The 24,231-nt window shown below is 48.6% G+C and carries 21 protein-coding genes; 15 read left to right on the forward strand and 6 right to left on the reverse strand.

Translation table 11 applies throughout. From position 1 onward, the window contains the following. Positions 1–78: 78 nt before the first annotated feature. The 11 genes from AFK63_RS20110 to AFK63_RS03705 all read left to right on the forward strand — a co-directional run bounded on the left by AFK63_RS20110 (position 79) and on the right by AFK63_RS03705 (position 11,810). Positions 79–309, forward strand: a complete 231-nt coding sequence (locus AFK63_RS20110; RefSeq protein WP_001193557.1) for a helix-turn-helix transcriptional regulator — start codon at positions 79–81, stop codon at positions 307–309. A 20-nt stretch (positions 310–329) separates the two neighbouring features. Next, positions 330–1,172 (forward strand): helicase RepA family protein, encoded by an 843-nt coding sequence (locus AFK63_RS20115; RefSeq protein ID WP_448353507.1) that lies wholly within the window; start codon positions 330–332, stop codon positions 1,170–1,172. Then, entirely contained in the window at positions 1,159–1,920 is a 762-nt protein-coding gene (locus AFK63_RS20120; RefSeq protein WP_071603641.1) for an ABC transporter ATPase, read from the forward strand. Before AFK63_RS20115 ends, AFK63_RS20120 begins: the two co-directional genes overlap by 14 nt. Positions 1,921–2,607: 687 nt before the next feature. Further along, positions 2,608–2,961 (forward strand): conjugal transfer transcriptional regulator TraJ, encoded by a 354-nt coding sequence (traJ, locus tag AFK63_RS20125; protein ID WP_071603642.1) that lies wholly within the window; start codon positions 2,608–2,610, stop codon positions 2,959–2,961. Positions 2,962–3,041: 80 nt separating this feature from the next. Continuing rightward, a complete protein-coding gene (trbJ, locus tag AFK63_RS03680; protein WP_038861299.1) occupies positions 3,042–3,836 on the forward strand; it encodes a P-type conjugative transfer protein TrbJ in 795 nt (264 codons plus the stop codon). 11 nt (positions 3,837–3,847) lie between these two features. Further along, entirely contained in the window at positions 3,848–4,021 is a 174-nt protein-coding gene (locus tag AFK63_RS21470) for a hypothetical protein (protein ID WP_001588174.1), read from the forward strand. A 2-nt stretch (positions 4,022–4,023) separates the two neighbouring features. Then, positions 4,024–5,415 carry a P-type conjugative transfer protein TrbL gene (gene trbL / locus AFK63_RS20130; protein ID WP_071603647.1) on the forward strand — a complete coding sequence of 464 codons (1,392 nt, stop codon included), beginning with the start codon at positions 4,024–4,026 and terminating at the stop codon, positions 5,413–5,415. An 81-nt stretch (positions 5,416–5,496) separates the two neighbouring features. Further along, complete coding sequence (locus AFK63_RS03690) at positions 5,497–5,916, forward strand: HigA family addiction module antitoxin (protein WP_038861301.1); 420 nt, start codon at positions 5,497–5,499, stop codon at positions 5,914–5,916. Positions 5,917–6,195: 279 nt separating this feature from the next. Next, positions 6,196–6,429 (forward strand): hypothetical protein, encoded by a 234-nt coding sequence (locus tag AFK63_RS03695; protein WP_038861302.1) that lies wholly within the window; start codon positions 6,196–6,198, stop codon positions 6,427–6,429. A gap of 5 nt (positions 6,430–6,434) precedes the next feature. Beyond that, positions 6,435–6,779: a type IIL restriction-modification enzyme MmeI gene (locus tag AFK63_RS03700; RefSeq protein WP_038861303.1), complete on the forward strand. Its 345-nt coding sequence runs from the start codon at positions 6,435–6,437 to the stop codon at positions 6,777–6,779. 147 nt (positions 6,780–6,926) lie between these two features. Then, entirely contained in the window at positions 6,927–11,810 is a 4,884-nt protein-coding gene (locus AFK63_RS03705; RefSeq protein WP_038861304.1) for a DEAD/DEAH box helicase, read from the forward strand. 102 nt (positions 11,811–11,912) lie between these two features. On the opposite strand, the gene AFK63_RS03710 is transcribed toward AFK63_RS03705, so the two are convergent. Next, positions 11,913–12,722, reverse strand: coding sequence for a hypothetical protein (locus AFK63_RS03710; protein WP_038861305.1), 810 nt, complete (start codon positions 12,720–12,722; stop codon positions 11,913–11,915). 306 nt (positions 12,723–13,028) lie between these two features. On the opposite strand from AFK63_RS03710, the gene AFK63_RS20135 reads away from it, so the two are divergent. Then, positions 13,029–13,253, forward strand: a complete 225-nt coding sequence (locus tag AFK63_RS20135) for a hypothetical protein (RefSeq protein WP_144420885.1) — start codon at positions 13,029–13,031, stop codon at positions 13,251–13,253. Between the two features lie 297 nt (positions 13,254–13,550). Here AFK63_RS20135 and AFK63_RS20140 read toward each other — a convergent pair whose 3' ends face one another. Continuing rightward, the gene (locus AFK63_RS20140) at positions 13,551–13,751 is read right to left on the reverse strand and encodes a YfgG family protein (protein WP_071603644.1); all 201 of its coding nucleotides are present in this window, start codon (positions 13,749–13,751) and stop codon (positions 13,551–13,553) included. Between the two features lie 356 nt (positions 13,752–14,107). Here AFK63_RS20140 and AFK63_RS03715 point away from each other — a divergent pair, with 356 nt between their 5' ends. Next, a complete protein-coding gene (locus AFK63_RS03715) occupies positions 14,108–16,357 on the forward strand; it encodes a sensor domain-containing phosphodiesterase (RefSeq protein WP_038861306.1) in 2,250 nt (749 codons plus the stop codon). A gap of 39 nt (positions 16,358–16,396) precedes the next feature. Here AFK63_RS03715 and ppx read toward each other — a convergent pair whose 3' ends face one another. The 4 genes from ppx to purM form a co-directional block, all read right to left on the reverse strand. Further along, positions 16,397–17,938: an exopolyphosphatase gene (gene ppx, locus AFK63_RS03720; RefSeq protein WP_038861307.1), complete on the reverse strand. Its 1,542-nt coding sequence runs from the start codon at positions 17,936–17,938 to the stop codon at positions 16,397–16,399. A gap of 3 nt (positions 17,939–17,941) precedes the next feature. Further along, positions 17,942–20,002, reverse strand: coding sequence for a polyphosphate kinase 1 (gene ppk1 / locus AFK63_RS03725; RefSeq protein ID WP_038861308.1), 2,061 nt, complete (start codon positions 20,000–20,002; stop codon positions 17,942–17,944). Positions 20,003–20,236: 234 nt separating this feature from the next. Next, on the reverse strand, positions 20,237–20,878 hold the full coding sequence (purN, locus tag AFK63_RS03730) for a phosphoribosylglycinamide formyltransferase (protein ID WP_038861309.1): 642 nt from the start codon (positions 20,876–20,878) through the stop codon (positions 20,237–20,239). Next, complete coding sequence (purM, locus tag AFK63_RS03735) at positions 20,878–21,915, reverse strand: phosphoribosylformylglycinamidine cyclo-ligase (RefSeq protein ID WP_038861310.1); 1,038 nt, start codon at positions 21,913–21,915, stop codon at positions 20,878–20,880. The genes purN and purM overlap by 1 nt, the downstream gene beginning before the upstream one ends. Positions 21,916–22,147: 232 nt before the next feature. Here purM and upp point away from each other — a divergent pair, with 232 nt between their 5' ends. Together upp and uraA are read left to right on the forward strand one after the other, a co-directional pair. Beyond that, positions 22,148–22,774, forward strand: a complete 627-nt coding sequence (upp, locus tag AFK63_RS03740) for a uracil phosphoribosyltransferase (protein ID WP_015742074.1) — start codon at positions 22,148–22,150, stop codon at positions 22,772–22,774. An 80-nt stretch (positions 22,775–22,854) separates the two neighbouring features. Beyond that, positions 22,855–24,144: a uracil permease gene (uraA, locus tag AFK63_RS03745; protein WP_038861311.1), complete on the forward strand. Its 1,290-nt coding sequence runs from the start codon at positions 22,855–22,857 to the stop codon at positions 24,142–24,144. Positions 24,145–24,231 lie beyond the last annotated feature (87 nt).

Below are 24,231 nucleotides of genomic sequence, written 5' to 3' on the forward strand. Positions count from 1 at the left end.
TTTTAGCCAATGAATAGGTTTTAGCAAGTGGTAATGCTTGGCATTGTATAGGCCTGATTGGAAACAGGAGGAAGGCAAATGCAAACAAAGGCACATAGCACGCTCATTAACAGAAAAACACTTCTGGAAATGATCCCATTGTCAGCCCGCACTATTTATAACCTTGAACAGCGAGGCGAGTTTCCTCGCCGTATAGCACTTACTAGCCGAAATGTTGCATGGCAGTTATCCGAAGTAGAACAGTGGATTGCGGATCGTAAATCAGCAATGTTTAAAGCGGCCAGACCCGGTATTGTTTTAGGTAGGTAACAGCAATGTCATTGAACATAATGGAAGCATTTGAAGCTAAGCCGCAACCAATTGATTACGTCTTGCCTAATTTGGCTATTGGTACTATCGGAGCGATTGTTTCTCCGGGAGGCGTTGGAAAGTCAATGCTGGCATTACAATTGGCTGTGCAGATTACTTGTGGTGTAGATCTTTTAAACTTTGGTGAATATCCGACTGGGTTGGTGGCATATTTACCTGTGGAGGACTCTGAAACCATCGTTCACCATCGTCTATATGCTTTGGGAAAATATCTAACAGCACGTCAGCAGCAGATTGTAGCTGATAAGCTACTTGTCGAACCTTTAGTAGGGAAGTGTCCAAATATTTTCTCGCCAGGTTGGAGCAACTTGATTAATGAGATTTCAAAAAGTAGAAGGTTAATAATTTTGGATACTCTTCGCCGTTTCCACCAGGAAGATGAAAATAATAGCGGAGCAATGTCCAAAGTCATTGGAAAGCTAGAAGGTATTGCTGCTGATACTGGGTGTTCGATTATATTTCTACACCATTCAAACAAAGGCTCTGCCACGATGGGAGTTGGTAATATACAGCAGGCAAGCAGGGGTAGTAGCGTCCTGGTTGATAATATACGGTGGCAATCTTATCTGGCGGGCATGACCGCCTTAGAAGCGAAGACGTATGGTATTTCTGATGATGTTCGAAGTCAATTTGTTAGATTTGGAATAAATAAAGCAAATTATGGAGAATGTGCGCCAGATCGTTGGTTACAGAGACATGAGGGAGGAGTATTAAAAATAACGGCGCTCAGCTCGAAGAATAATAAAAAGCTTACTAAAGAAAGAACATCTACCTGGAGTGGCGCTGACAATGACAACTGGTAATAAAGTGGCACCCACAAGTACAGCTTGGCAAGCCCGAGTAATTCTGTACCAGCCAAGCCAGCGTCCTAAGGAGGTGAAGGGACAATGGATGGAGACAAGTTTCGGACGTTGTCGTGTTACCGGACGGCTCGGACAGCGTCATGCCGATATCGTAGAGACAATATTATATGTTGCCGAGCAACGTCGTGAAATTTCTGATGGTGGAATCGAATTATTAGTAGATCCAGCGAAAGTACGCCGAACGCTATCCGATGCACAATACAGTTATGGTCGTATACAGAAATTGCTTTTAGATCTGCGCGTCGCAACAGTTGAAATTATAACGCCAGAGCTGGAGAAAAGCGGCGACTGTATAATAGGGGGACTGATCGATCATGTAGTGCCATCACCTATGACGCGTCCAGATCCTTTGACTGGGGGAGAACGCCGTTTATGGCGTGTCCGTCTGGGTGTTGCATTAGCGATGTTACTCAAAAAAGATTTGCCATTTTATTATCATCCTGGCCCCATAGCTCGGCTACAACATGGTATTAGCCAGGCAGTCGCTCGTCATGTCTTAACCCATAGGAATAATCCTTTAGGAGGGTGGTATATGGATACGTTGATATTAGCAGTGTGCGGTGAAGGAACGAGTAATATGACTTTACGTAACTATCGTCGGAGATTGAAAGAAGATTCCGTGCAATTGCTGGAAATTGGAATTGATTTGAACGGTTCTAGGATAAAACGTGTCACAACGGCCCGATAGCGTGTTATAGCGGCCCGGTAGCGTGTTATAGCGGCCCGGTAGCGTGCTACAGCGGCCCGATTTTTTACTATTCAGCAGTATTTACAGGATCGTTCAGGATCTACAGTCTTTGAAATCACCTGCCTGAGCAGGCGCTTTCAAATCTAGAATCGGCCAAAGGCCGATGGTTGTACGCCAGAAGAAGAGATTACTTACACGTTTGGTATATTGAAACTTGAGGTAGATTTTATGACATATGAGGTACGCCCCTAGCTTTAGGCATAGGGAGGCAGATTTTAGCCGCTAAAATCTGCAATGCACATGCTCTGACAAGGTAAGTAAAAAAGTGCATGAGAAAATAAAAGACTTCTTACAATATATCGAAACATAAATACAGTTGGTGGACGCCTATTTATAACTGCTAAAGGTCATTTTTCAAAAGGGAGAAATATAGTTTCCTTGCAAAAAACACATTTGCTGCAGAAATTTACTCGAGTAATCCTATATTAATACGCTAAGAAAACACATCCTGTACACTGAAATACACATTGTCGTGCACAGATATACAACGGCAACTGCAGGGCAGGACATGTAAAGTAGGCCCACCGCTACGGTGTTCCAACTTTACCACTCCCTATTCGCCGCATCGCGGCTCAAGGGCGTCCTGCTCTGCGAGGCTGCCAGGCTACCGCCTGTATGGAGAGCTATATGAAAGTTACTCAGACTAGAAAAAATAGTACGCCAATAAAAGTTTATTGTTTACCTGAAGAAAAAATTCTCATCCAAGAAAATGCAGAAGCATCTGGATTAAGTGTTGCCTGTTTTGTTCGTAGAGTTGCAATGGGTTATCAGGTTGATTCTATCGTAGATATAAAACAGGTTAATGAACTTAGCCGAGTAAATGCTGATCTTGGAAGACTTGGCGGATTACTTAAATTATGGCTCGCAAATGATCCTCGAACCGTTGATTTTTCACCCACACTGATAAGAACCTTGCTTGTGAAAATAGAATCAACTCGGCAAGAACTAAGGAACATTATGGATAAAATCTTGGATAAATAATGTGTGGTTTCCTATATACCTGCGTCTGTTAACAGACAGAGTGTTAAATATTACTAATCTGTTGAAAAAGAGGTGAGCAAATGAATTTAAAGTTCCGAGTGGTTTCATCACAAAGAGGGATTTTAGCCGCTAAAAAAGCTTTAATAGTTCCTTTCGTGGCGTCCGTCATGGCATTACCGGTGAAGGCCGGAATTCCCGTTATTGATGGCACTAATGTGGTTCAGACCACAATCAGTGCAGTTAACAACGTTCAGGCTGTGACTAAACAAATCCAGCAGTACCAGACGCAGCTGCAGCAGTATGAAAACATGCTGCAGAACACCGTAGCTCCTGCGGCCTATATCTGGGACCAGGCAAATTCAACAATTAATAAATTGTTGCAGGTGCAGGATACCCTTAATTACTACAAGAATCAGGCCGGGAGTCTCGATGCGTACCTGAAACGCTATCAGGATGTTAACTACTACAGGACATCGCCTTGCTTTAACAGCAATGTTGAATGTACCGCGTCTGAAATTAGTGCACTGCGTGAAGCTGAACAGAATAGCTCAGGGGCGCGTAAAAAGGCCAATGACGCAGTATTTAAGGTAATTGACGAGCAGCAGAACACCCTGCAGAGCGATGCTGATAATCTTGCCGAATTACAAACTCAGGCAAGCGGCGCACAAGGGCAAATGGAAGCTATTCAGGCGGCAAACCAGCTTGCCAGTGCACAGACAAATCAGTTACTGCAAATCCGCTCACTTCTGGTAGCCCAGCAAAACGCTGCAGCAACACTGGCACAGGCTCAGGCAGATAAAGAATCACAACAGATAGCCGCTGATGAAAAAGCGTTAGCTGGAGAGAATACACCAAGCCCGAAGCGAATTTGGTGAGGAAACGCAGAATGAAAGATAATCTTTTGATTGTATTTATTCTGATCAGTTTATTGGCCATATGTTCTTGCGATAAAAATGATAAAGATTGTTTATCGATGCCAGATAATAAATTTGATGAACATAAATACGATAAATGTGCTCTACGGAGTAATAATAAACCAAGCCCTAAACGAGAATGGTAATCATGAAAATAGTAAGTAAACTCACCTTTTTAGGTATCATACTTTTCTTTTCTATAAATGCCTATGCTGGTCAATTAGATAGTAGCGGGCTACTTGATACTTTATTAGATAAGTTTCAACAAGTAGCCAGTACATGGACAGCAGTAATTGCTGACTATGCAAATTGGCTCTTCTGGGGGCTGGTATTAATAAGTATGGTTTGGACATTTGGTATGATGGCGATGCAAGGGGAAGGGTTGACAGGCGTACTTGCTGAAATAGTTCGCTTTTTTGCGGTCATTGGTTTTTTTTATTATCTTTTAATCAACGGTCCATCCATATCGCAATCCATAATTAATTCAATGAGACAACTTGCAGCAAACGCTTTAGGAATAAGTACTGGTATTTCTCCCTCAGGCATAGTTGATATGGCGTTTGCGATATTAACAAAGGTCAGTTCAGCCGCATCAATTTGGTCGCCAATGATATCCACCATTATGATAACAGTCGCGATAATCGTTTTGGTAGTGATGTCCCTTATAGCGATAAATATGCTAATCATGTTGGTTTCTGCATGGGTGTTATGTTATGCAGGAGTTATATTGCTTGGGTTTGGTGGTTCGAAATGGACCTCTGATATAGCAATTAATTACTTACGAACTGTTTTATCGATTGGCATTCAATTATTCACGATGACATTAATTATTGGGATTGGACAATCATTTATAGATCAATATTTTTCTCTTATTAAAGATGATGTTCCTGATCTTAATAGTCTTATAGTTTTGCTTCTGGCGTCAATTATCCTGTTAGTATTAACTAATAAGCTACCACTGTTGTTATCAGGTGTTGTAGGAGGGGCTTCTTTACAAGGGATTGGTGGATTTGGGGCGGGTATGATTACCGGCGCAGCCGCTACTGCCATCAGCGGTGCTGGAGCAATGGCAATGGGGGCATCAGCTCAAGTCAGCGGCGGAGCCTCAGCATTAAAGGCAGCATTCGAGTCTGCGCAAGCTGCCATGGCCGAAGAATCTGGTTCAGGCGGCGGAGGCGGTTCCGGTGGAGGATTTGGCGGCGGGGAAGATACCGGTTCTGTAGATACTTCTGGAGGCCAAACCTCAGGCGGTTACAGTGGTTCGTCTGCAGGGAGCAGTTCAGGTAGCGCCAGCGGAGGAAGTCAGGGGTTTGCTTCATTCTCGCGTGCTGGCCGCATGGCAAGCCATATGGGAAGCAGCATGGCTAACGGAGCTGCTGAGTACCAGAGAATGAAGCGAAGTAGCAGTTCTTCTCGTGCCCAACAAACTATTGGAGGGGAGTTGGCGACTCAGATACGTAAACAAACAGCTACTCGTCGGGATAACCGCGAACATGATGATTTTGCCGGTGATAGCTTATCGGGTAATAATAAATCTTGAATCACGTGCGTCAGTTAACGAGGTAGCGTGAGCTGACGCTTTCACTGTGCGAACTTTACTCCTGCAATTCAAAGGAAAAACATGTCCAGGACTCCCTATACACGGTTACGCAATGAGGGCTTCCGCAGAGCAGAGGCTTCCCTGAGACTTGAAGGAATGGACCCCAGTGGTACGCCACTGTACGAGTCCATTAAGGCACGTATTATTTCAGGTGAGCTTACGTATGAGCAGGGGCGTTCAGAGATTCTTGCATACTACACAAAAGCAGATACCGCCGGGCCTGTGACAGTGGGAGAAATTCTGACAGAAGAATTTTTGAAACCGCTGAACATGTCTAATGATGAACTGGCGGAAGCTATGAGGGTTTCTCTGCAGGATGTTGGGGATATCATATGCGGTTTGCGTCGTCTTACGGATGATGAGGCTCGTATTCTTGCTGTCATATTTGATACAGACGATAATTTCTGGAGCAATCTTGTGGCGTTGCAAGATTTTCAGTAACAACGAAGGAAATTATCAATCTACTACTACCTCATATGTCATGATACAGCCGCCCCTCAAGTGTCATGAAAGTTAGAAAATCTTTTCGAAGTCTTTTCTCGAAGTTACAATTCTCGCCATGAATAGACAACAGTGCTTTGTGAAACGCTGAGTAGGAGCCTGAATCTGCTATAGCGCCTGGGTCTAATCTGTTAAACTTGCTCCCAAAAATTTCCAAGATAACGCAGGGCAAAACATGACTTCACTGCAGAAGCATAGCAGCAAGGCGGCTGCACGCTTATGGAGAGCTTTACGCAAATGAACGGCGTAGAAATTGAACAAGACATCACAGAGATCGTTGATCAACCGTTTGATCTTGCTAATTTTTATTATGTTTTTCTTGAAGCTTTTGGCAACGAGATAACTACTATCAAATGCATGCTTTGCGAGGCATCAAACAGATTCAAACTGGTTGGTGTTCTTCGACCATCAATATCTACATTTTGGCTTGTGAAGCGGGCCAAGGCGAGGTGACGCAAATGCTGGCTGTACTCAAGTCCAACCCGGTAACAGACGAGGGTAAGGCAAGATACATCCTCGCCACTTACTGCAAAGACTTCGCAGCTGAATACCTTACCAGCGGTCAGAATGTCGCTTGCGTATTTAAAAAGTTTTCAGTTCGCTTCGGCTTCTTTCTTACGCTGGTAGGTGTTACCGCTGTTCGTCAGATAAGCGAGAACGCTTTCGATACCCGTGTTACTAGAGATTTAAATCTTCTGTACGTCGAACTGCTGAAACGGGGCTCTGAGCAGTGTCGTCGTAACATGAGCAACCTCTTGGTACGGCTTGTTTTTTTCTCCTTCCCCTTAGACACCAACGTCTAAATCTGCTCGGTATGCTTCGCTTCTCTAATTACAGTACTTGTGATGGTAAGCCATGTGTGCAAGTCATCGGCGGATTGTACCCCAATAAAAAATGACTGTCTTTACCTGATCAAACCAGTTAAATAAAGCATGACAAGGATATGAATAATGAATGCGTTATCTGAATTACTCACGAAAATTGAACACGCCTCACCGATACAGCGTGACAAAGGTACCTCCTTTGAAAACCTTTGTGTTCAGTATTTCCTTCACGAACCTAAATATGCCGAGCTGTACAGTGAAGTGCTGAGTTATGCAGGATGGATTGCCCAGTACGGTGATGCTGTGGGCATTAAGACGAAGAAAGATGCCGGTATTGATTTGGTGGCAGTAACTAAAACCGGTGAATTTCATGCCATTCAGTGTAAAAATTATAACCAAACTAAAATCGCTAAAAAAGACATTGATAGCTTTCTGGCTGCTTCTGATAAAACGTACTTTACGCTCCGTTATATCGTTGCTTCTACGGACAACTGGACGGAAGAAGCGAAAGATATGCTGCGGGACAAGGCTGTTCCTGTTACCGCATTAAGCCTGACTGACCTTGAACAAAGCGCTCTAGACTGGTCACAGTTTGATTTTGATCCGGCATACCAACCGGTGATGAAAGCGAAAAAACAGCTCCGTCCTCACCAGACACCCGCGCTGGAAGCTGTTAAAAGAGGGCTTACTACCGCCGATCGCGGAAAACTTATCATGGCCTGCGGCACAGGAAAAACGTTCACTTCTCTACGTATCGCTGAAGCCGTCGCCGGACGGGGTAAAACTGTCCTGTTCCTTGTGCCGAGTCTGGCATTGCTGAGTCAGACCCTAGATGAATGGACACAGGATACGCTCATTGATCTGCGCTGTTTTGCGGTCTGCTCTGATAGTGATGTCGGTAAGAAAAACCATGATGACAATGTTGTCGTCGGCATCAGTGACCTGAAATATCCGGCAACTACGAATGCGAACAGCCTTGTAAAAGCCTTTAATCAGCCGGATATTTTCGGCAGCGAAAAACCGCCTTACATGAATGTGGTGTTCTCAACCTATCACTCTGTTGAGGTCATCCATCAGGCGCAAAAACTAGGCTTCCCTGAGTTTGATTTCATCATTTGTGATGAAGCCCACCGTACAACAGGTGCAACCTTTGACGGTGATGATGAATCTGCCTTTGTCCGTATTCACGATAATGCCTATGTAGCCGGTAAAAAAAGGCTGTATATGACGGCAACCCCACGTATTTTTGGGGAGGACGCGAAAGAGACTGAAGGGGTCACCTTATGTTCGATGGACGACAAGAACCTCTACGGTGAGGACTTGTATGTCATTACGTTCTCAAAAGCCGTGCAGCTTGGTATTTTGTGTGACTACAAAGTCATTGTACTTGCTGTTGAAGAAAGCCATATCAGCCGCCGTATTCAGTCTCTTCTTAGGGATGAAAACAATCAACTCAAAGTGGACGATGCAGCAAAAATTGTCGGTTGCTGGAAAGCACTGGCAAAGCAGGGATTAGCGGGTACGGACGGTGTGCATTCTGATGCGATGAAACGGGCGGTTGCGTTTTGTCAGGTTATAGAAAAAGACTTTCGCGGAAAGACACACAAAGTCAGCTCCAAACTTATCACGGATATGTTCGGGGCGGTAGTAGCCGAATATCAGAAATCTGAAATTGAACACATCAGGGAAACTTCACCTGATAAGGAAATTGATCCGTCGTTAATGCTTCAGTGTCAGGTTAAGCATGTTGACGGCAGCATGAATGCCACAGAGAAAAAATCAAAAATCGAATGGCTGAAAGCTGAAACTGAGGATAATGTTTGCCGGATATTGTCCAACGTGCGTTGCCTATCGGAAGGTGTGGATGTGCCTTCACTTGATGCGGTGTTGTTTTTAACGCCGAGAAGTTCTCAGGTAGATGTGGTGCAGTCTGTAGGGCGTGTCATGCGTCGTGCCGAAGGTAAAGAGCTGGGCTACGTCATTCTTCCTGTTGTGATCCCCGCCGGTGAAGAGCCAGAAAATGCCTTGAACAATAATCAGGCATACCGAGTTGTCTGGCAAGTTCTTAATGCTCTCAGGGCGCATGATGACCGCTTTGATGCCATGATTAACAAGCTAGAGTTTAACGGGAAAGACACCGGAAGAATGGAAGTTATCGCGGTTGCCGATAAAGTGGTGAAGAGAACCAAACGGCAGACAAAAAAATCCGAGTTAGCAGGAAAGGCACGTAAAAGCAGTGGTATTGGTTCTGCCGTGAGTCCCACTCCTGAACAATTTGATATTGAGTTTTCTGTCGGTGAAATTGAGCGTGCTCTGTACGCGAAAATCGTTAAAAAATGCGGTAACCGGCATCACTGGGAAGACTGGGCGAACGATATTGCCAAAATTGCTCGTACTCATATCGACCGTATTCACGGTATTTTGGAAAATCCTGCCAATACGGCTGAAATAACGGCATTCAGGGCATTTGCAGATGAACTGCGTGATGATCTGAATAACAGTATTTCTGACCATGAAATAATTGAAATGCTGGCACAGCATCTCATTACTAAGCCTGTCTTTGACGCGCTGTTTGCGGATTATAATTTTACAGACCATAACCCGATGAGTATGGCGATGCAAAACGTTTTGAATACGTTACAGGAGCATCATCTCGAAAAAGAAGCCAGTACACTGAACAGCTTCTATGAATCTGTCAAAATGCGTGCCGACGGCATCACAACAGCAGAAGGTAAACAGCAAATTATCGTGCAGTTGTACGATAAGTTTTTCAGGAACGCATTCCCGCGAATGACAGAGCGTCTGGGGATTGTCTATACTCCTGTCGAGGTGGTCGATTTTATTATTCATAGTGTAAATGACGTGCTGAAAAAGGAGTTCGGTCAAACACTGTCAGACAAAGGTGTCCATATTCTTGATCCGTTCACCGGAACCGGTACGTTCATTACCCGCCTTCTGCAAAGTGGTCTTATTCCTTCAGATAAACTAGCTTACAAGTTTAAAAATGAAATCCATGCCAACGAAATTGTTCTGTTAGCCTATTATATTGCTGCGATTAATATTGAAGCGGTGTATCACGGCATTACGGAAGAAGCGGATTACACGCCGTTTGAAGGCATTTGCCTTACTGATACATTTGAAATGTATGAAAAGGATGATCTGGTCAGTGAGGTGCTGGTTGATAACAGTGAGCGCCGTAAGCGGCAAAAGGCTTTAGATATTCGAGTTATCATCGGGAATCCACCTTATTCAGCAGGGCAGAAATCGGAGAATGATAATAATCAGAATATTAGTTACCCTTATTTAGATAGAAGGATATCCGATACATATGCAGCGCATTCGGCCGCAATACTGCAAAAAAACTTATATGACTCTTATATTCGTGCTATTCGCTGGGCAAGTGACCGTATCGGAGAGCACGGTGTTATCGGTTTTGTGACAAATGGGGCTTATATAGATTCTAACTCCGCAGACGGGATGCGTAAGTGTTTGGTCGACGAGTTCAGCAGTCTGTATTTTTTCCATTTAAGGGGAGATCAGAGAACCACTGGAGAAAAATCACGACAGGAGGGTGGTAAAATTTTTGGTAGTGGAAGTCGTGCTCCTATTGTAATTGCTATTTTGGTGAAGAACCCAGCTTCGGAAAAATATGGTCAGATTTATTTTCATGATATTGGTGACTACCTGAATCGTGAGGAAAAACTGCAGAAGATTTCTGAGTTCGCAAGTATCGATGGTATTGAAAAAATACATGGCTGGCGGTCAATTACACCGGATGATCATAACGACTGGCTGAATCAGCGCGACAATAGTTTTAATGATTTTATGGCGATAGGTAATAAAAAAGACAAAGAAGAATTAAGTGTTTTTTATAATTATTCGAATGGAGTTGTTACAGCAAGAGATGCTTGGGTTTATCAATACTCCAAGATTAAGCTGGAAAATAATATTTCAGGCATGATCCATTTTTACAATATTGAATTAGCTAAGCTGTCGGAGAGAGGGGGGGTAAATAATGTAAGTAATGTCGGAGACTTGGTTGACAATAATCCAACCAAAATCAGTTGGAGTCGAGCGCTGAAAAATGACCTTAAAAAAGAAAAAAAATTAGAATTTGAAACATCATCAGTATATAAATGTATGTATAGACCATTTATTAAGTCTTGGATGTATTTCAATAGACGATTGAATGAAATGGTTTATCAAATGCCACAAATATTTCCATTTCCAAATGCTGAAAACACGGTAATCTCAGTAAATGTAAATCCAAAAAAAGGTTTTTGTTTGCTAATAACCAATGTTATTCCTGACTTCCACTTATTAGGTGATGTCCAGTGTTTTCCATTGTATATCTATGAGCTTTCAGAAGGTAAAATGGTCCGGAAGGATGCCATCAGCGATCTAAGTTTGGATAAATTTAACTCATTCTATTCAGTAAGTAATATCGGTAAGGAAGATATTTTCTATTATATATACGGATTGCTTCACTCTGACGATTACAGGTCTAGATATGCAGCCAATCTGAGCAAGGAATTACCGCGGATTCCATGTGTAAAGACAGCTAAAGATTTTTGGATTTTATCTAAAGCAGGACGTGACTTGGCTAAACTACATTTAAATTACGAAACAGTTGAGCCATATAAGGCGACTATTGATACTGGTTCTTTACTTTACTCTCAATTAGGTAAAGATGATTTTTATGTTGAAAAAATGAAATTTGCAAAAAAGGATGAAAAAAGCACTGTTATCTATAATAATAAGATTCGCATAAAAAACATTCCCGTTGAAGCCTATGACTACATTGTGAATGGTAAACCTGCTCTTGAGTGGGTTATGGAGCGCCAAAGCGTTTCGAAACACAAGGACAGCGGGATTGTTAATGATGCTAATGATTGGGCAATTGAAACAATGGACAACCCTCGATACCCGTTAGAGCTGTTCTTGCGGATCATAACTGTCAGTCTTGAAACGCAAAAAATTATTAATAATCTACCTAAGCTCGAAATATAGCGTAACAATAGTTCAGGATGGTTATTTTCCATCCTGAACTAGCCTCCTTTATTAGTATACTAATATTAGTTCCATCCATTTTAAATTCGGTAAAATAAAAATCTATGGTCGGCAACCATAAAGTTGATGTGTTGAAAATCCATTTTGGGCCCCATATTCCAGATAGATATTTCTCACTTCCTCTACAAAAATCAAGCATCTACTGTTTAGTTTATTTAAACCGCTTAGGTCACTTTTTAGGCAGCAAAACCAAATTGATTTTTTTTCTTTAGTCGGGTGTAATAAGCTTGGGTATATATCTTTAGTATGCTCGCATCTGTTCTTCTCGGACGAAAGATAAATAATGTCTATTTCAGCGTTGAATTTCATGGCTCTTCTGTAGCTCATCTCAAAAAGTGGATCTCCATGGGCAATACTGTTTCTTATTGTTTTTAGTGTTTCATACAAGTACCAGAATTTTGTTTTTTTTAGATTTATCGTTCCGTCTGTTAATTCTGAAATCTTACTGGCTGCTTCAAAGCTATCAGAGAAATTATTAATCTCAATGAAATATTTATTTTTGTACTCTTCTTTTTTTAACAGGCAGGTCAAGCACCAAAAAATCTTAACTATCATATTTTCAATCAGTGCAGTATGTTTTACCAGCATCAATTCGTTTTGGAATTTTGCTAGTGATTCTAGGTGCTTGAGAGGCTGGGTATATATGCTTTTTTTTGTGTTGATATCATATAATGTGTCCCAGTTTTGAGAGTTTTGTGCCTCTTTCATTTTTTCATTAAAAAATCCTTCAACACCTTGAAGCTGTGAATCGTATTCCTTAAAGTTGACGTGGTAGTTTTTTGTTAGATTACTAATAACTGCTTCAAGTTTTGTAATCTCATTTCGTACATGGTTAATCCTCATTAGCGACATTGCAGTTGATCCTTAGCTTCTCTTGATTTTTATAGGTATTTGGAACAAATCTGATAGTGTTTCCCAACTGACAGATTATATTCTTTTAGAAAAGATTTCAAAGTAATGAGAGTTGCCATTAAAAGTAGACCTAACGATCATACTCGCTGACCATGATGCTTATAGAAGCTGGGCGAATAGCTACTTCTGGCCGATTTCTGTCAGTTGTAACAAGCAGTACCGGCCAGAAGCGGACGGATTTGTAGTGGCCTGAGTAGGCTGTTCTTTCTTGCGGCTGGAGGGTATCTTCGAACTAGGGTTCGATTGTTGAAAGACCGTGGTGATTATGAGGCGATGGCAGAGCTTTTCCAGGCTGATTCGTCTTATGCGATGGAGTTGCTGGTAGAGGTTGTTCATTATAGTAACACGGATGAGTTGGCCATTTTGGATGATAAAGATAATCCAACTCCTTTAACATTTTTACGCTACATGGTACTTCCCATGGCTTTTCGATTTCGTCATTTTTTAACTGTATGTTTTATAAAAAATTAATTGGTTTGTTTATAATTGAGTGGGAATAAGCAGAGCGGTAATCCTCTGATTATTGTCCAGTAAATAGCCAAACCCTCTGTTTTACAGAGGGTTTTCTTTTATCTTCTGGCCCGGTTTTTCTCTGGGGCGGTATTGCCAGAAACCGTTAGTGCAATGCCATGTTCTCTGTTCAGGCAGGCACAATTGAATACCTTCAGCGCGCACAGACCAGACAGTGAATGGCGGTTATCTAACAAAAACGCCCGTAACTCGTGGATTGCGGGCGTTTTTATGGCATCGCAAGGGGGCTTTAAGACACTAGCGCGGCTGTTGCTGCGAAGAGGAGTCGAGAGTCATGCTGATTTGCTGGGCCTGGACTTTATCCTGGTGGTGATACCACGCGCCGACGGCGGAGTAGATAAAGCGACCAAAGAAGAAAAGAAAACTGATAAGCAGTACAATGCGGGTCATTCGACTGTTGAATCGATGCCGTCTTCGTATGCTGGTGGCCTGTGACACGCCTTTACCCTTTAAATTTACCCGTCATCTGCGGGCGACGTAAATATTAAGGCATAGCGAGGCGAAGAGGTCAATTATTCATCATGTAAAATTGCGTACAGAACCGCAAAACATACTTTTTATTAATAGATTTAACAATTTGATTAATAAAGCGATATAAGTCTTTTTCCTTAAGTGCGCGGTCTCATCTGGTACGACCGCGTCACTTGATGTATATCAATTGAAAGCGGTTTCCTCTGACTAAAATTGGCTAACCGCGCCGCGTCCGGCCCAGGTCTGCCGCGGTCTTCAACAGCCAGGTCGGATGCCTGCCTGAAATTCTTGCCCGGGAATGTGGGGCCTGGTATCGAGCATCTATGTTATTGGTTGAAACACTCAAGAAAAATAAAGACAAATGGTGGGCGCTGCCGCTGGTTTTACCGCTGCTGTTATTACCCCTTGCCCGCGCCGGAAATACCTATGCGCATATTGATGGCGGCCTCGTCGTGCTTTATTACTTGCCGCTGTCGTTATTCAGCGCCTTAGTGATGATGTATGGGCGCAGCGCGCTGCCCGGTATTGTGTTGGGCGTCCTCGTCTATTATCACCGCAACGTGGGCCTGCTGGATTTAAGCGTGACGCTGGTGAATTTTTTCGTGGCGACGGCGCTTAGTTGGGCGGGTTACCGCATTTTCGCGCCCGGTCATCATGCGGTCTCCTGGTGGCACACGCGAAGCGGCGCGCAGCGCATGTTCTGGCTGGTGTTTTTCAACGCCACCGTCTTTATTCTCTTTTATCAGATAGCCGCTTTTCTCGGCCTGTATGAACGGCCTACCTCGCTCACTGGCGATAACCCGTTTACCGTACTGACGCTTATCAGCTATCAGGCGGTACTGGTCGGGTGCCTGACGGGCACGCCTTTTTTTTACCTCGTTATTCGCGTGCTGCGTCATCCTCGCTATCTGAAAAGCTTTCTCTCCCAGGCGCGGGCGCAGCGCGATAAAAAGGTCAGCAAAACGGAGGTGGTGGTCTGGACGGCCATTATTCTGTTTCTGCTCGGCTGCCTGATGCAGCCGACGGGCGACAGCAGCTCGCTGTTCAGCACCACCTATACGCTCTCGCTGTTACTGCCAGTGATGCTGTGGGGCGCGATGCGCTTCGGGTATTTCTTTATTACCACGGCCTGGACGCCAGTACTGGCGCTACTGTGCCACTACTACTATCTCTATTTTCCCTCGGTGCCTGGCTACGAAACCCAGATGGTGATTAACACGTCCAGCTATGGGGTGTTTTCGCTGGTGATCGTCTTTATGGCGCTCACCGCCACTCGCCAGCGGGCGATGCATTTGCGCGGCAGACGCCTGGCGCTTATCGACCCTCTCAGCCATATGCCGAATTTGCGGGCGCTGAATCGCGATCTTGGCAAAGCGCCGTGGTCGGTGCTCTGTTTTATGCGTATTCCGGAGCTTGAGCTGCTCGGGCGTAACTACGGCGTGATGTTGCGCATTCTTTATAAGCAGCAACTGGCGGCGTGGCTGCGTCAGAGTCTGCTGCCGGACGAGCTGGCATATCAGCTCTCCGGGCACGATTTAGTGCTGCGCATTCACACAGAATCTTATCTGGAGCGCATCGACGCGCTGGATAAACGCGTGCGCCAGTTCCGCTTTATGTGGGATGGCATGCCGTTACAGCCGCAGGTCGGCATCAGCTACAGTTTTGTGCGATCGCCGGTCACGCATCTGCATCTGCTGCTGGGCGAAATGAGCACGATGGCGGATCTGTCGCTCGCCACTAACCAGCCTGAAAGCTTGCAGTGTCGCGGCGCGAACCATGTTCAGAAAGGCGTGAAGCTCAAAGTGGATATGCTGAACCGTCTGCAGCAGGCGTTGGATAACCATCACTTCCGGCTGATGGCGCAGCGTATCGAAGGCATGCGCGGCGACAGCTATTACGAAATCCTGCTGCGTATGCGCGGCGAGGACGGTGAGCTTATCGCGCCGGAAATTTTTCTGCCGGTGGCGCACGAATTTGGCCTGTCGTCGCGTATCGACCTGATGGTGCTGGAAAGCACGCTGAAATTTATGGACGCCGCCCGTGACGCGCTGCCCGCCAGCCGGTTCTCCATCAACCTGACACCCGCCACTGTCTGCCGCGTGCCGTTTCCCGGCGAAGTGCAGCGGCTGCTGGAGCGTTACCATGTCGAGCCCTGGCAACTGATTTTCGAAATCACTGAAAGCCAGTCGTTTACCAATGTGGAGCAGACCCAGATAACCCTCTCGCGCCTGCGCGCCATGGGGTGTCGCATTGCCATTGACGATTTCGGCACCGGCTACGCCAGCTATGCGCGCCTGAAAAGCATTAACGCCGATATCCTCAAAATCGACGGCAGCTTTATTCGCAATATCGTCATCAGCAGTCTGGATTATCAGATTGTCGAATCGATGTGCCGTCTGGCGCGCATGAAAAATATGCAGGTGGTGGCGGAATATGTCGAAAGCGAAGAGATCAAGAACGTCGCCTGTTCGCTCGGCATCGACTATCTGCAGGGGTATGTGATTGGCAAGCCGCAGCCGCTGGAATCGCTGGTGGCTGAGAAAACCGACACGACGACGCAACAGGCCGGTTGAGTAAAGAAAAACGGTGAGCCTGGCTCACCGTTTTGCGTTTCAGGCGGCCACTTCCGGGCTCGCTTCTTCTTCGATATTCAGCTTCCAGCCCGTGACGCCTTCCCAGTACTGCTGTTCGCGTTCGAGATCCAGCAGTACCAGCGCATTCTGGCTGAACCAGTCGTGCGGGAAGCGCAGCGTCCAGTGGTTCTCGTCGGTATGCAGCACCAGCGTCGGCGGCGTAGTGGTCGCCTGACGCTGATTATTCAGCAGCACGCCGAGGCGCAGCAGCTGGATAAGCGGCAGAAACTGTTTTTTCTTGTACAGCGTAAAGCGCGGCAGCTCGTCGAGTTTAATCGCCTTGCGATGATAGCGCACCAGCGTGGCCATCATCATCTGCTGTTCCTGGTTAAAGCCCGGTAGATCGCTGTGCTGAAGAATATACGCTGAGTGGCGGTGCAGGCCGCTGTGGTTGATGCCAAGCCCGACCTCATGCAGCATCGCCGCCCACTTCAGCAACGCCGCCAGCGACGGGTTGGCGAGCTTCGCATTCTGCTGTTCCCACTGCTGATACATCAGCATGGTAGTGTCCAGCACCCGGTGCGCCTGTTCTCTGTCGATATGGTACTGATTGGCGAGGCTCTGCGCGGTGCGAATGCGAATATCCTGATGACGGAAACGGCCTTCCATCTCATACAGCACGCCTTCGCGCAGCGCGCCGTCGGAGAGCCGCAGCTCGCGAATAGCCAGCGCGTCAAAGACGCCGCAGAGAATCGCGAGCCCTGGCACGAACACCGCTTTGCGCTCGTCTGACAGCCCCGGCAGGGTCAGCGCGGAGAACTGGCCGAATTTCAGCACTTCGTCGCGCAGCATATCCAGGCGATCCGGCGTGATAAAGCCGTCCTTTTCGCCCATCTCAACCAGCACTTCATGGGCGGCTTTGATCGTGCCCGAGGCGCCAAGCGCCACGGTCCAGCCCTTCAGGCGATATTGCCAGGCGAGGCTTTCGAGCTTTTGCACCGCGGCGAGACGCGCGCGACGGAAATTATCCGGCGTGATTTCGCCATTCGGGAAGAAATGCTGCCCGAAGCTGACGCAGCCCATACGGCGGCTTTCCACCAGTTGCGGCTCGAAATCTTCGCCAATTACAAGTTCCGTCGAGCCGCCGCCGATATCGATCACCAGCTTGCGCCCGCGCTCCGGCTGAGTGTGTTCCACGCCCATAAAAATCAGGCGCGCTTCTTCATTGCCGGAGATAATTTCAATCGGGTAGGGGATGACCTTTTCCGCGCGACGCAGGAAATCCGTGGAGTTAGACGCCTGGCGCAGCGTATGCGTGCCAACGATGCAAACGTTGGCTGCGGAAAAGCCCTGCAGGCGCTCGGCGAACAGGGAGAGGCAAGCGAGGCCGCGCTCCATGGCCTCTTCACTCAGCATATTATTTTCATCCAGCCCATCGGCCAGATGGACGCGCTGTTTCAGGCGGCCAATGATTTGCATGGCGCCATCCACCACACGGGCTATCACCATATGGAAGCTGTTAGAGCCGAGATCGACCGCAGCAAATTCCTCCGGTCGTGGAGCATCAGAAGTTATCGGCATAGATTATTCAGGCTGTTCAAGAGATTTGATGTAATCGTAAATCGCCAATTGTGCGCGAACTTTACGGCGATTGCCACGCGGCACATAGCGATTGCTCAGTTCTTTATCCACATAACGGGCCTTAACCGTATCACTGAACAGGATATCAATAATATCCAGAATGCGCTGTTTAAGGCGCGGATCCAGCAACGGCGCGGCAACTTCAATGCGGTAGTCGATATTACGCGTCATCCAGTCGGCAGACGACAGATAAACCCGTTTATCGCCGCCGTTTTCGAAAATATAGACCCTGTCATGTTCAAGATAGCGATCGACGATGCTGATGACCTGGATATTTTCACTGATCCCCTCAAGTTGCGGGATAAGCGAGCACATGCCGCGGATCAGCAGATTGACCTGCACGCCGGAGCCGGAAGCCGCATAGAGCCGGTCCACCAGACCTTTATCGACGAGGTTATTGAGCTTAAGCGTGATCCCCGACGGCAGCCCCTGCTGTGCGTTGGCGATCTCCTGGTCGATCATCTCATACATCAGACGACGCGAGTTTTGCGGCGACACCAGCAGATAGTCGAAGCTCACCGGCCGGTAAGGGTTTTCGATAAAGTTAAACACCCGGCGCACTTCGTTGGTGATGCGCGCATCGGCAGTCAGCAGCGAGTAATCGGTGTAAAGCCGCGCGGTTTTCTCGTTAAAGTTACCGGTGCCAATATGCGCGTAGCGCACCACATCGTCACCTTCTTTGCGCGAGATAAGAAACAGCTTGGCGTGGATCTTAAGGCCGGGCGCGGAGAAAATCACATGCACGCCAGCTTCGGTCAGGCGCTTCGCCCAGTGGATGTTCGCTTCTTCATCAAAGCGCGCCTGTAACTCCACCACTACGGTGACTTTTTTGCCGTTGTGAGCGGCATGGATCATCGAATCGATGATGCGCGAGTCTTTCGCCACGCGGTAGATGTTAATTTTAATCGCCAGCACGCTCGGGTCGAACGACGCCTGACGCAGCAACTCCAGCACATGTTCGAACGTGTGATACGGGTAGTAGAGCAGCACATCGCGTTCACGGATAGCGTCAAAGCCGTTGCGGAATTTATCAAACCAGATATGGCGCAGGCGCGGCAGCGGTTTGTTGATTAAATTCGCTTTGCCAACATTCGGAAAGCTGATGAAATCTTTGAAATTATGGTAACGACCGCCCGGCACGATGGAGTCGTAGCGCGAAATCGAGAGCTTTTCGCGCAGCATCTGGACCATCGCATCCGGCATATCGCGCTGATAGACAAAGCGCACGGGCTCGGCGGTAAGGCGCTGTTTGAGGCTGGAGGACATCAACTCTAGCAGGCTCGATTCCATTTCGTGCACAAGGTCGTATTCCGCGTCGCGCGTCATCTTCATCGAGTAGGCGTTCAGCGCGTCGTAATCGAAAAAGCCTTTAAAAATATCATCAAGGCAGAAGCGCAGAATGTTATCCAGCAGAATCATCGGCTTGCGGCGGCGCGGGGTTTCCGGCGGCAGGTTGACGAAGCGCGGCACTTTATCGGCCGGGATCTCCAGCAGCGCATAACGAATCGATTCGCCGCGGATGATCTCGACTGCCAGATAGGTGTAATCGTCTTTCAGGAACTGCACCAGATCGGTATCACGATTTATCAGCGTCGGGGTGACGTGCTGGCGCAGGTAATGTTTAAAGTAGTGGCGCAGCCACACCTGCTGATTTTCAGAGAGCTGGCGCTCGTTGATAAGGAAGATCTGGTTGCGCGCCATCTCCAGCAGAAGATCGTTGTACAGGCCGTCGAACTCCTGATCCGCCTTCAGCACCCGCGACTGTATCTTGCCCAGCAGATGCCGCGAATGAGAGTTCGAACCCTGTTCTTCGCTGATGATAATGCGCCGCTTAAGCTCGGCGAACCGGACCTTATAAAATTCATCAAGGTTATTGGAGTAGATGCCCAGAAAGCGCATGCGCTCGATCAGCGGATTGGTTTTATCCGCCGCCTCCTGCAAGACGCGTTCGTTGAACGATAACCAGCTCAGTTCTTTTTCGATATAAAGCTTATCCTGACCCATTACTACTCACACTCCGGTTGATTAACTCGGGACGTGGCAAATCCGTCTCGGGGTTATTATGGCGAGCTTTGTCATGCTCTGTCCAACTGTGCCAGAAAAGTATGACAGTTATCCGCGAGCTTTCGAGAATGTCGTAAAAAAGCCTGTAAAACCGGGAGGTTGCCGGACAGATTCTGGCCTGGTTTTACGCTTTAGCGGCACAGGACAGAAAAAAATAAAGGGCCATGCGGCCCTTTAGTCATCAGAAGCGTAACCCTGCGGCGGGAGCGGCTGTCCGTCCAGCCAGGCGCGACCCTCGCGCATCGCGAGGCGGCCATCGACAAACCAGCTGACGACCAGCGGATAGATGGCATGCTCCTGCGCCTGAACGCGTGCGGTAATGTCTTCTTCCGTGTCGCCCGCGAATACCGGAACGCGAGCCTGCAAAATCACCGGGCCGCCGTCCAGCTCGTCCGTCACAAAGTGCACCGACGTGCCGTGTTCGTCGTCGCCGTTGGCCAGCGCCTGGCGGTGCGTATGCAGCCCCGGATATTTTGGCAGCAGGGAAGGGTGGATATTCAGCAGCCGTCCTTCATAGTGCGCCACGAACGCCGGGCTAAGAATGCGCATATAGCCCGCCAGCACGACCAGATCCGGCGCGTAAGCATCTATCTCCTGCATCAGCTCGCGGTCAAAGGCGTCGCGGCTGGCGAACGCGCCCGCGCTTAACGCATGGGCGGGAATATTCGCCTCGCGCGCGCGCTCAAGGCCGAACGCGTCGGCCTTATTGCTGAAGACGGCGCTGATGACGCCATTGATTTTCTTCTGCGCGCAGGCATCGATGATGGCCTGCAGGTTACTGCCGCTGCCGGAAATCAGCACTACGATGCGCTTCATTACGCAATAACCACGCGTTCCTGGGAATCCGATGCTTTGATAGCGCCGATTTTCCACGCGGTTTCGCCAAGGCTGTTAAGCAGCTCCACGGCGTTGTCGGCTTCAGCGGCAGGCAGGGCGATGACCATGCCGACGCCACAGTTGAAGGTGCGGTACATTTCATGACGGCTGACGTTGCCGGCCTGTTGCAGCCAGTTGAAGACGGCAGGCCACTGCCACGAGGCTTCATCAATCACGGCCTGGGTGTTGTCCGGCAGCACGCGCGGAATGTTTTCCCAGAAACCGCCGCCGGTCAGGTGGGCGATAGCGTGAACATCAACTTTTTCAATCAGTTCCAGCACCGGCTTCACATAGATGCGGGTCGGCGCCAGCAGGTGATCGGCGAGCGGTTTGCCGTCAAGCTCGGTGGCCTGCGGGTCTGCGCCGCTCACTTCCAGAATTTTACGCACCAGCGAGTAGCCGTTGGAGTGCGGGCCGCTGGACGCCAGCGCCACCAGCACATCGCCGTCAGCGACTTTCGTGCCGTCGATAATCTCTGATTTTTCCACCACGCCGACGCAGAAACCGGCCACGTCGTAATCCTCGCCGTGATACATGCCCGGCATTTCCGCCGTTTCACCGCCAACCAGCGCGCAGCCGGACTGTAAACAGCCTTCCGCAATCCCGCTGATCACGCTTGACGCGGTATCAACGTCCAGTTTGCCGGTCGCGTAGTAGTCGAGAAAGAACAGCGGCTCCGCGCCCTGTACGACCAGATCGTTGACGCACATGGCCACCAGGTCGATGCCGATCGTGTCGTGACGCTTCAGATCCATCGCCAGACGCAGCTTGGTGCCGACGCCGTCGGTACCGGAGACCAGCACCGGCTCGCGGTATTTCTGCGGCAGTGCGCAGAGGGCGCCGAAGCCGCCCAGGCCGCCCATCACTTCCGGACGACGGGTTTTTTTCACGACGCCTTTGATGCGGTCGACCAGAGCGTTACCAGCATCAATATCAACACCGGCATCTTTATAGCTGAGAGAGGTTTTGTCGGTCACTGCTAAAGTCCCCACGCGGTTGCGGTTGGTGGTAGTAGAGAAATCGCGGCAATTCTAACAGTCCAGGCAAACGTTTGCGAGCGCTTGTTGCGGTGAAAAACAGACGGTCGCCCGATGACGGTCTTCTGTTCGGTTGATCGCGATCAAGGCCATTACATATGGCGCGACAGGCAAAAAGCGGTATAATCCGGCGATTTTTTTTGTGGCTGCCACCTCGCTGGGGAGAAAGAGAATGAAGATCGTCGAAGTGAAACACCCGCTGGTTAAACACAAGCTGGGCCTGATGCGTGAGCATGACATCAGCACCAAGCGTTTTCGTGAACTCGCCTCCGAAGTCGGCAGCCTGCTGACCTATGAAGCCACGGCCGATCTGCTGACGGAAAAAGTGACCATCGAAGGCTGGAACGGCCCGGTGGAAATCGAGCAGATTAAAGGCAAGAAAATTACCGTAGTGCCTATCCTGCGCGCCGGTCTTGGCATGATGGAAGGCGTGCTGGAAAATGTGCCGAGCGCGCGCATCAGTGTTGTCGGCGTTTACCGCGATGAAGAAACGCTGGAGCCGGTGCCCTATTTCCAGAAGCTGGTTTCCAATATCGACGAGCGTATGGCGCTGGTTGTCGACCCGATGCTGGCAACGGGCGGCTCCATGATCGCCACCATCGACCTGCTGAAAAAAGCGGGCTGCACGAGCATTAAAGTTCTGGTGCTGGTCGCTGCGCCGGAAGGCATCAAAGCGCTGGAAAACGCGCATCCCGATATCGAGCTTTACACCGCGTCTATTGATAAGGGGCTCAACGAGCACGGGTACATCATCCCGGGCCTCGGCGATGCGGGCGACAAGATATTTGGTACGAAATAAACATTAAGCCGACTTTATAGTCGGCTTTTTTTTGGTTCCACACTTAAACATCACACATCATCACTCTTGAGGAAAACGCTATGACGCGCCGTGCTATCGGGGTAAGTGAACGACCGCCGCTCTTACAGACTATCCCGCTTAGTTTGCAGCACCTGTTCGCCATGTTTGGCGCAACCGTGCTGGTGCCCATCCTGTTTCATATCAATCCGGCCACCGTGCTGCTGTTTAACGGCATCGGAACGCTGCTCTATCTCTTTATCTGTAAAGGCAAAATCCCGGCTTATCTGGGCTCAAGTTTTGCGTTTATCTCCCCGGTATTGTTGCTGCTGCCGCTCGGCTATGAGATGGCGCTCGGCGGGTTTATCGTCTGCGGCGCGCTGTTTTGCGTCGTGGCGCTGATTGTGAAAAAAGCCGGCACCGGCTGGCTGGACGTGATGTTTCCGCCCGCCGCGATGGGCGCTATCGTCGCGGTCATCGGGCTTGAGCTCGCGGGTGTTGCGGCCAACATGGCGGGTCTGCTGCCAGCCGATGGGCAGAAGGCGGACGGCACGACGATTACCATCTCGCTGGTGACGCTCGCGGTCACGGTGTTCGGGTCGGTACTGTTTCGCGGTTTTCTGGCGATTATCCCGATTCTTATCGGCGTACTGGCGGGCTATGCGCTGTCATTTGCGATGGGCGTCGTGGACACCACGGCTATCGCCAACGCCCACTGGTTCGCGCTGCCGACGTTCTACACGCCGCGTTTTGAGTGGTTCGCCATCTTTACCATTCTGCCCGCGGCGCTGGTAGTGATTGCCGAGCACGTCGGCCACCTGGTGGTGACGGCGAATATCGTGAAAAAAGATCTGATCCGCGATCCAGGCCTGCACCGTTCCATGTTCGCCAACGGTTTTTCGACCATCATCTCCGGTTTCTTCGGCTCCACGCCGAACACCACCTACGGCGAAAACATCGGCGTTATGGCGATCACCCGCGTTTACAGCACCTGGGTTATCGGCGGCGCGGCGATTATCGCGATCCTGCTCTCCTGCGTCGGCAAGCTGGCGGCGGCGATCCAGATTATCCCGGTACCGGTCATGGGCGGCGTGTCGCTGCTGCTTTACGGCGTCATTGGCGCTTCAGGTATCCGCGTGCTGATTGAATCCAAAGTGGATTACAGCAAAGCGCAAAACCTGATCCTGACCTCGGTTATCCTGATAATCGGCGTCAGCGGCGCGAAAGTGCACATCGGCGCAGCCGAGCTAAAAGGCATGGCGCTGGCAACGATCGTCGGCGTGGCGTTAAGCCTTATTTTCAAACTTATCAGCGTGTTGCGCCCGGAAGAAACCGTGCTGGACGCGGATGAGCAAGAAAAATCTGCCCACTGATCCTCCTGCCGGGCGGCGGTGTCCGCCCGGTTCAACAGCGAAGCGATTGTGTGATAGACTCAATGCGTTTTTTCGTAAGTCCTTGAA

This window comes from Cronobacter muytjensii ATCC 51329, from assembly GCF_001277195.1.
GTDB lineage: Bacteria > Pseudomonadota > Gammaproteobacteria > Enterobacterales > Enterobacteriaceae > Cronobacter > Cronobacter muytjensii.